The organism is Peribacillus sp. YIM B13477 (genome assembly GCF_042787955.1).
Classification (GTDB): Bacteria; Bacillota; Bacilli; order Bacillales; family DSM-1321; genus Peribacillus; species Peribacillus frigoritolerans.
Map to the genome: position 1 here is coordinate 432,005 of NZ_JBHZPD010000003.1, position 8,110 is coordinate 440,114.

The following is an 8,110-nucleotide window of genomic DNA, read 5'->3' on the forward strand; positions in this document are numbered from 1 at the left end:
TAAGATGAAACCGAGTAGTGAAAGTATCATGGTTTGAAAAATCTCTCCTTGTCATGTATGTTCCCATTTACCCATTTTACCACTTTTATGCAACTAATTTACTATTTTTTAAATCTAGCGAAATTACGTCAAAACTATTTGCCCCACCGATGCTACTTTTTCCGATTCAATGTTTATATAGACTCTAGAAAAGAATCGATGCCAAAGGGGGCGAAGCCTTATGATTTATGAAGAAACATACCGGTACCTATTAAGAAATGTATCCTCCACTGAATTCGATACGTGTTTGTACGCCTTGCTCCACAGTGATTGGGACGGGGTCATTCAGAGCCCGCTTCATATGATGGCCCGGGGAGTCGGAACGACAGAAAAGTACTTAAGGCAGATCATCCATAAATTCACCGCACCACAAGGATCACTAAAAAAAGTGTTTGTGCCTGTTCATCAAGGTGAAGATGTTTTGTACAAGTTTAACCTTGGTCCTGCAAGTAATCTTGGCTATAACAGGAAGACGGACCGTTATTGCAAAAAGTACCGTTTCTTTTATAGCGCTGCTTTCAAGGCATTAACGATTCATGGAAAACGGCTGCTGCTTATGGGTGCCTTCCGAATGTCCGTTTTGAAGTCTGAAGAAGTACTGTTCGATTATCATGAAATCGTTCCTGATTCCAACTCGCCATTCACAAGGCAGCGCTTATTGGATGCAGTCGCTGCAATCCATGACGCTTTAGGCCATATCGTGACGATTTCTTTTGCGAGCAGGGCTTTTTCAAAAAAAGAAGTTCTGGTATTCACCTTTACCGAAGGCGTCTTGGAGGAGTATAAGGAAAATAGGGCGGAACGGACATTGTTGCGGAGAACGATTTTTAACTCTGGCTACCTTGGGCATATCAATGATTCTGTATGCAGGGAATTGGAACGGGTCGGCAAATATATTTTCCGTTCATTTCTGCAAGAAGCGACGAACATCTCCCATGATATCCAAAAGGAACTGCAGAAGTTAGCCCGTTTCATCTATTCTCATTCCCTTAAGAAATTTGGCCAGGCTCTACCCGCCAATAAGCAGTTGCTTCATGCCCCAAAACAAGCCTCTGCTTATTTAAGCAAAATCATGTACAATGAAGCATTGGAACAAATGGTCAAGTATGCCCACCAGGCAGAATCCATCAAAAGCCTGCTTGAACGCGACCATTTTCATAGAAACATCTCCGAGAAAGCTCTCCGCAGGGAAGTGAATGATTTGGAAATGGATGAACATATCGAGCCCATTCTCCGTAAATACCATCAAGCGGACTTCATCCGCCATATGCTGAACGACTGGTGCGAAACATGGCTCATTTCCCGTGTAAAGACAGTGACCGATGAATTCCGGGCGGAAGGAAAAAGGAAAAGTACCGAAGATAAACAGGTCGCGGCCGAATATATGGCCCGCATTAGAAACGATGCATATGGCCAGTTGGACAGGCTATTGACCTTGCTTCTCCAATTCGGCAATCATGCAGTGGCCCCGGACGTCCGGAACTTCCCTCTCACAAAGAAAAAGGAAACCCTCCAATCCTATTTCGCGATTCAAAAGGAGCGTCTCGATGTTCTCTCCATTTCGTCTTAAAATAATATGTTTTCCAAGAGAACGGATCCGTTCTCTTTTTTTGCTTGTAACAAATGCCGTCTGTGAATTGCAGAATGACGATTGTGGTTTGGTGATTGGCGCACTGTGGATTTCACCTCTGAATTCGTGTGTTGCATATGGCTCTTGTGGATAAGGGGACTTGGGAAGCAAGTTGTTTTGACGGCAGGCCATAACACCTGTAAGGGCAGGGGCATTTATTATGGAGTTATTCCAAGGGTCTAAGCATGGGTTTATATAAAGGAACTGAAAAAGGTTTTAATCATCAGTATGAATAAGGGGTTGAATCTCGACAGACAAACAGGCCCCCATTTAGAATGGAAAGCCCTCATGATTTGTTATGGTATTAATAATAGTTTCCCCGAACTTTTCCTGCTTTCAAGAAGTCGATGTGCATCCGCCCCATTTTCCAACGAAAAAAGAGTCGGTTCTTTGATGTGGATTTCCCCTGACAGAATCCATTGGAACAGCTCTGCTGTCCTTCTTGTCCGTTCTTCATGGGTAGTCAGGACGTTCCATAGGTCTCCGCCTATTAATGCCTTGGATGTATCCATTAACATCCTGGGATCGATTTTCTCAGGATCACCGCCTGCCATCCCAAAGAATACGACAGCTCCTCCAGTCTTGGTCGCACGGAAACTATCCATCAAGGTTTGGCCCACTGATTCATAAACGACATCAACGCCTTTACCGCCAGTAACATCCTTAATGGACTCCACCCAGTCCGATCCGTAAAGGAAAACATGATCCGCACCCATTTGTTTGGCAACAGCCGCTTTATCATTCGATGAGGTCAAGCCAATGACCTGACCGCCCTTCATCCTGATCATCTGTGTCAGTAATTGACCGACTCCGCCTGCAGCGGCATGGACCAGAATAGTTTCCCCTTCTTTAACTCGATGGCTGTCATGCGTTAAATATTGGGCAGTCAATCCTTGAAGTAAAATGGAAGCGGCCGTTTCAAAGGAAATGCCCTCAGGCAGCGGCAACAGCTTATCAGCTGGAACTGAAACCAGCTCCGCATTGGCATGGGGAACATCAGCGAACCCGACACGATCTCCTGCTTTCACATGATGGACATCTTCCCCGGCATATTCGATGACCCCTGCCCCTTCATACCCTAGAATGAAGGGGGGATCACCCACCAAATGATAATTCCCTTTCCTTCTATATACATCAGCAAAATTCAACCCAATTGCTTTCATTCGAACGATCACGGCTGTTTTTGAACGTTCAGGCTCTGCAATTTCCCTTACAGACAGAACTTCCGGCCCGCCGAAATCATCAAAGACAAGTGCTTTCATCATCCTAACTCCCTTCAATGTTTCTTCATTCTTTAAGATATAGGATGGACCCTTTGATGGCAATAAACACAAAAGACCGCCCTGCCCATTAAAGGCAGGAGCGGTCACTACACTTACTCAATCTATATTGGAACCAGGGCCATTCTTTCGTTTATTTGCAGAATATTCCTTACCGTGTGCTTCATGTTCTGCAATGATATCCGCTTTCGGTATATGGTTATTCTTTTTTGGTGAAGCAATGCGGTTGCGATGTTTTTTTCCCATGATCTATCTCCCCTTCATCCAATGTTTTTTGAACTAATGTTAGCTTGTCCGATTACCACCGAAAATACCGGCAAAATAAGCACTTCATAATAAAGGAAAAACCTTTATCGAGACCGAATAGATAGAAAACTGATTTATGAGGAGGGAAAAAAATGTTTCCTGTATTGAACACGGAAAGGTTACGCTTACGGGAAATTCGTGAAAGTGATGCGGAAGCTCTTTTCCAATGCTTATCAAAAGATGAAGTCACCCGCTTTTATGGACAGGATACATTGGAGAATGTCGAACAGGCCAAGGATATTGTAGCAGCCTTTGCGAAAAACTATCATGAAAAACGAGCCGTTCGATGGGGAATGGAAAGAAAAGATACACAGGAATTGATTGGCACCATCGGTTTTCATGCCCACAGTCCCAAATACAGGCGGGCGGAAATCGGTTATGAAATCCATCCAGCGCATTGGCGTAAAGGATTTGCGTCAGAAGCGCTTAAGGAAGCTATCGCCTACGGTTTCACCGACCTTGATTTAACCCGTATCGGCGCGGTCGTTTTTCTGGAAAATCAGCCATCAAGTGAGCTCTTGCTTAAGCTGGGTTTCATCAAGGAAGGAATATTAAGAAGTTATATTTACCAAAACGGGATCCCTCATGATACATATGTCTATTCCTTGCTGAAGTGAAACCAACTTCTTTGGAAGGTTGATCCTGAAGAAATTCGCGACAGTCGGCGGAAAGGGTGCGAATTTCCGGAACCAAGATTCGGTTCTGTCCGGAGCATCCTTTTCCCATTCCATTTACTTATTTTGACAGGATAAAACCGCAAATAATCTTCCTTTATATTCCAAATTACCTACAAAAAAAAGTCACCAAAACATGGCGACTCCCACTTCACGATTTAGGTAACTACAAGATAGTCCTTCAAGGCCTGCTGCAGCGTACCCTTTGTTTCTGCTTTATTATCGAGCTGAATCCCTGAACGGATCATTTTCGTAACAACTTCTGGGCGTAATCCAGTCACCACAGCTTTACACCCCATCATTGCCGTTCCATCGAGGATTTTCATCAAATCATTGATCATTTCAACTTCGATTTCGATGATACCGGACAAATCCAAGATCAAGGTTTGTATCCGCAGTTTACCTATCTCCATCAATACCTTTTCTTCGATTATCTGAATTCGTGAATAATCGATTGTCCCGATTAACGGAAGGACACAGGTGGTGGAAGTGACGGGAATGATCGGGACGGATAGATTTTCCACCAAGTTTTGCTGAGCGAGAATCAATTTGTCTTTGTAATCGGAGTAACTGACGAAAAAGGATTTAAGAAATTCATCAACCTTTTCATTCACTATTTTCTCTAAATCAAAAAAGACCTTGGAATCCTCAATGAACGCTTTCTTTTCTTGTTCGAACTTATAAAGAAAGGTCCAAAGCGTTCTGCGAAGGGCCTGAATCCATTCCAGCTTGAATGAAAGCGTCAAGGAGTGGGTTGCCCACGTAACTCCCTCTTGTTCGGCAAAGGCAATCAAATCCGTTTCATTCTGCTCCACTATATAACGGACGAGCTTATGTGCATTATTCAAAAGATCGACATTTCCAATCAGAAGGATTTCTTCGATTTTATCTCTGACATTGACCGCTGCTGATAAAAGATATTCTTCAAACTCACTTTTATTCTGCAAAAGGAATTCCATTATTTTATCTTCATCATAAACAAAACTCACTCTTCTCCACTCCCTTTTTGAACATCCAACTGTGATTTTTGTTACTATTTACTTTCTATATTGATGGAGTTTTTTCCTGCTAATCGCTCATATATTAAAGAGAAGGTGTTGAAGCTGGTTAAATCTCCTCTCCTGAAAAAACATTTTTCGATGCGGAAGAAAAAATCAGATGGGTGGAAGATTTCCCGTATTTAATGGCTTCATCGACGAAGTTTTCCAGCGTTTCCATCGAATATGTACTTATTTTGATAAGATAACTGTATTGACCGGCTAACCGGTGGCATTCCAGAACTTCCGGATGGCTCAAGCTAAATTGATAAAAATCTTTGCATCTATCCGTTTCGAATAATATGAATGCCGTAATGCTCCTATCAAGTTTTTCAAGTGATATTTCCGTTTTATACCCCTTTATCACTCCGCTTTCCTCTAATTTATTCACACGTTCTTTCGTTGCTGGAGCCGTTAAGGACACTTCTTGTGCCAGTTCTTTCATGGACATGCGCCCATTATTCTCAAGCAAGGAAAGTATTTTTTTATCCGTTCGATCCATCTCAATCGCCCCACTTTTTATTATTAACAGAATCCTTTCAAATACATTATAAAATAAAAAGAAATGAGATGAATACGTAATTAATCACATGTATAAAGGAATTTGCTTTTTATATAATTAATTCAAATATAAATAAGGGGGATGCTGTTATGAAAAAAGTATTGATGCTGCTATCCAATGGATTCGAAGCGGTTGAAGCAAGTGTGTTTACAGATGTATTGGGGTGGAATAAATTAGAGGGTGATGGCACCACTGACCTGGTTACGGTGGGACTTCACGAACGATTGAAATGCACCTGGAATTTCATCGTGCAGCCCGAACTGACCCTCGATCAAGTGAACCTTGATGACTACGATGCCCTGGCCATTCCAGGAGGCTTTGAAGAAGCCGGTTTCTATGAGGATGCCTATGATCAGAGGTTTCTTGATGTGATCAAGCATTTTCATAATAAGAACAAAATCATCGCAACCATTTGTGTAGGTTCCCTCCCACTAGGAAAAAGCGGGATATTGAATGGAAGAAAAGCCACAACATACAACCACCCAACCAGTACGAGACAGGGGCAGCTAAAAGAGGTTGGGGCGATTGTCGTGAACGAACCGATTGTCGTCACGGACAATATCATTACATCCTACAATCCATCCACAGCATTCGATGTTGCCTTTACGCTCTTGGAAATGCTCACTTCACAAGATAATTGTAAACATGTGAAGGAATTGATGGGTTTCCATTAAGAATGACACGATTGGGATATTGGTTTCCGCTCAAGAAACTCGCTTATCCGCGGGCGGTCGGGGAGTCGCACTTTGTTACAAAATACAGATGGAAATCATACTTGGAGTCGAAGGAAATACTTTACATTATTTAAATATTATTTAAATACGTTTTCCGACCTCTTTCTCCTACAGTCTTTTTAAAATAGAAGGATGAAAACTTGAAACATGGAAGATATCAAAGCAATTAGGAAGTACAAAGGACCGTGAAAGCAGCGGCAAAAAGAGGTACGGAATGGTCTAATTCCAAACCATGATTTTAAAAGAAACCTTTGGTTATGTTTTTTACTATTTTATACGGATGAAACCCTTAAAAGATTGAAGAAAGTTGCGACACTCCTGCCGAATAACTGGCTAGCCGAGACTCCGCAGCCGCTTGCGGTGAGGAGGCTTGGCAGACAGTCGGCGGAAAGGGAGCGGATTTCTGAAATCAACTGGATCTTTTTTTCAAAAAAAAACTGCAGGCAAACTCGTTTTTTTCGAGTTGATCTGCAGTCTGGGGTTCCGAGTGAATTCGGAACCTGTTTCACGTTATTTCCAATAAGTCAATGAACGGGTTTTCATGGATGCACGGAACTGTTTTGTTGATTCCGGCAAGGCTTTATTCGTTGCATAATCGATGATGACACCATACCGGCGAATGACATCGAGACTATCCAGCTCGCCATTGGCGAATTTATCTTCCACGCTTTGTATGTTTTCCTCAAGCCTGTTGTTCCTGCTATTTAAGTATGCTTACACAACAATATTATTTATCAGGTGTTTCCGATGTGCCTTCCTCGCTGTTTTTGAGGTAAACTTCAGAAATCCCATTCATACCTTCCATTAGTTGCGCTTTAGTATATTCCATACTGCCAACCAGTTTATGAAGCTTCTTACCATTATTCTCTTCTGTAAGTTTAGATTCTGAATCCGTCACATTTTTTCACCTCCATCATTTAGGATGGCAAATCAAGATGGAAATATGTATGACAGGCGTCGATGGCAGACACCCTCTTACAGTACACTTTAGGTAAAGACAGGTAACTTTCATTAAAATCTGTACTTCAAATAAGCAGGAAAAGATGATTTTATGAATCTTTTTTAAAAAATCAGCTGTTTTCAAGCCACTAAAGGGATATACTATAGTTTAGCTTTTATTACATTTTTGTTAGTATTTTTTCTCGTCTCACATTGTGTAATATTTTACAAGTTTTTCTAATTACATCAACAAAATGCTTATTGCAAAGGAGAATTGGATATGTCAGAAACGATTACCCAATCACAAACTGAACAACTTAATGCCCGCCAAAAACAATTAGATGTACTGGACCAATTATTAAAGCCTGAGGTTCAGGAATCATTGAACACTTTAGTCGAGCAGTTACCAAAACTAACTGAGTTAGTGAATATTTTAACAAAGTCTTATGATTTCGCTCAATCGGTTGCGACTGATGATGTGTTGAAAAATGATACGGTCTGCGCCATTTCGGAGATCGCGACACCTGTGGTCCATTCAGTGAAAGGGCTTGCTGCTAATGCCATCGAGGCTAAGGATCGTGCAGAAGAGAATAATGATGTGATCGGTCTTTTTGGTCTGTTAAGGATGATGAAAGATCCGGAAGCACAAAAGCTTTTCCGTTTCGCCCAAGCATTTCTTGAAGTCTCTGCAGAACGTAAAAACCAAAAATAATTTGATGAACTTTCAATCAGTAAGGACGGGGGATTAACTATGTCAAAACAAATCGTCATCTTAGGTGCAGGTTACGCAGGATTACTATCTGCCTTATCCGTACGTGAATATTACAATAAAGATGAAGTGCAGGTTACAGTGGTGAACCAATTTCCAACGCACCAAATCATCACCGAATTGCACCGTCTTGCAGGCGG

General features: G+C 41.8%; 10 protein-coding genes and 1 pseudogene. 5 read left to right on the forward strand and 6 right to left on the reverse strand.

What is annotated here, in order from left to right; genetic code table 11:
• The first annotated feature begins 220 nt into the window (after positions 1-220).
• Entirely contained in the window at positions 221-1,609 is a 1,389-nt protein-coding gene (locus ACFX4H_RS13805) for a hypothetical protein (RefSeq protein WP_377435632.1), read from the forward strand.
• Between the two features lie 356 nt (positions 1,610-1,965).
• Here ACFX4H_RS13805 and ACFX4H_RS13810 read toward each other — a convergent pair whose 3' ends face one another.
• Positions 1,966-2,931, reverse strand: coding sequence for a quinone oxidoreductase family protein (locus ACFX4H_RS13810; RefSeq protein ID WP_241635481.1), 966 nt, complete (start codon positions 2,929-2,931; stop codon positions 1,966-1,968).
• A 117-nt stretch (positions 2,932-3,048) separates the two neighbouring features.
• Entirely contained in the window at positions 3,049-3,195 is a 147-nt protein-coding gene (locus ACFX4H_RS13815) for a hypothetical protein (protein WP_141236089.1), read from the reverse strand.
• Between the two features lie 152 nt (positions 3,196-3,347).
• On the opposite strand from ACFX4H_RS13815, the gene ACFX4H_RS13820 reads away from it, so the two are divergent.
• Complete coding sequence (locus ACFX4H_RS13820) at positions 3,348-3,872, forward strand: GNAT family N-acetyltransferase (RefSeq protein ID WP_377435633.1); 525 nt, start codon at positions 3,348-3,350, stop codon at positions 3,870-3,872.
• Positions 3,873-4,087: 215 nt separating this feature from the next.
• Here the strand turns inward: ACFX4H_RS13820 and ACFX4H_RS13825 are convergent, their stop codons facing one another.
• Both ACFX4H_RS13825 and ACFX4H_RS13830 read right to left on the reverse strand, forming a co-directional pair.
• Positions 4,088-4,918: an STAS domain-containing protein gene (locus ACFX4H_RS13825; RefSeq protein WP_241635486.1), complete on the reverse strand. Its 831-nt coding sequence runs from the start codon at positions 4,916-4,918 to the stop codon at positions 4,088-4,090.
• A gap of 118 nt (positions 4,919-5,036) precedes the next feature.
• On the reverse strand, positions 5,037-5,468 hold the full coding sequence (locus ACFX4H_RS13830; RefSeq protein WP_377435634.1) for an Lrp/AsnC family transcriptional regulator: 432 nt from the start codon (positions 5,466-5,468) through the stop codon (positions 5,037-5,039).
• Between the two features lie 149 nt (positions 5,469-5,617).
• Here ACFX4H_RS13830 and ACFX4H_RS13835 point away from each other — a divergent pair, with 149 nt between their 5' ends.
• Positions 5,618-6,202: a DJ-1/PfpI family protein gene (locus ACFX4H_RS13835; RefSeq protein WP_377435635.1), complete on the forward strand. Its 585-nt coding sequence runs from the start codon at positions 5,618-5,620 to the stop codon at positions 6,200-6,202.
• A gap of 570 nt (positions 6,203-6,772) precedes the next feature.
• Here ACFX4H_RS13835 and ACFX4H_RS13840 read toward each other — a convergent pair.
• Positions 6,773-6,928, reverse strand: coding sequence for a hypothetical protein (locus ACFX4H_RS13840; RefSeq protein WP_377435636.1), 156 nt, complete (start codon positions 6,926-6,928; stop codon positions 6,773-6,775).
• A gap of 61 nt (positions 6,929-6,989) precedes the next feature.
• Complete coding sequence (locus ACFX4H_RS13845; RefSeq protein WP_161784817.1) at positions 6,990-7,160, reverse strand: hypothetical protein; 171 nt, start codon at positions 7,158-7,160, stop codon at positions 6,990-6,992.
• Positions 7,161-7,481: 321 nt separating this feature from the next.
• On the opposite strand from ACFX4H_RS13845, the gene ACFX4H_RS13850 reads away from it, so the two are divergent.
• Together ACFX4H_RS13850 and ACFX4H_RS13855 are read left to right on the forward strand one after the other, a co-directional pair.
• Positions 7,482-7,913: a DUF1641 domain-containing protein gene (locus tag ACFX4H_RS13850; RefSeq protein ID WP_377435637.1), complete on the forward strand. Its 432-nt coding sequence runs from the start codon at positions 7,482-7,484 to the stop codon at positions 7,911-7,913.
• Between the two features lie 39 nt (positions 7,914-7,952).
• Positions 7,953-8,110 (forward strand): annotated as a pseudogene (locus tag ACFX4H_RS13855) (NAD(P)/FAD-dependent oxidoreductase); the annotation flags it as partial.

What these genes read in the sequence shown, in the direction of transcription:
- ACFX4H_RS13805 (WP_377435632.1), top strand. Translation starts at nt 221, where the DNA reads ATGATTTATGAAGAAACATACCGGTACCTATTAAGAAATGTATCCTCC.
- ACFX4H_RS13810 (WP_241635481.1), bottom strand. Translation starts at nt 2,931, where the DNA reads ATGAAAGCACTTGTCTTTGATGATTTCGGCGGGCCGGAAGTTCTGTCT.
- ACFX4H_RS13815 (WP_141236089.1), bottom strand. Translation starts at nt 3,195, where the DNA reads ATGGGAAAAAAACATCGCAACCGCATTGCTTCACCAAAAAAGAATAAC.
- ACFX4H_RS13820 (WP_377435633.1), top strand. Translation starts at nt 3,348, where the DNA reads ATGTTTCCTGTATTGAACACGGAAAGGTTACGCTTACGGGAAATTCGT.
- ACFX4H_RS13830 (WP_377435634.1), bottom strand. Translation starts at nt 5,468, where the DNA reads ATGGATCGAACGGATAAAAAAATACTTTCCTTGCTTGAGAATAATGGG.
- ACFX4H_RS13835 (WP_377435635.1), top strand. Translation starts at nt 5,618, where the DNA reads ATGAAAAAAGTATTGATGCTGCTATCCAATGGATTCGAAGCGGTTGAA.
- ACFX4H_RS13850 (WP_377435637.1), top strand. Translation starts at nt 7,482, where the DNA reads ATGTCAGAAACGATTACCCAATCACAAACTGAACAACTTAATGCCCGC.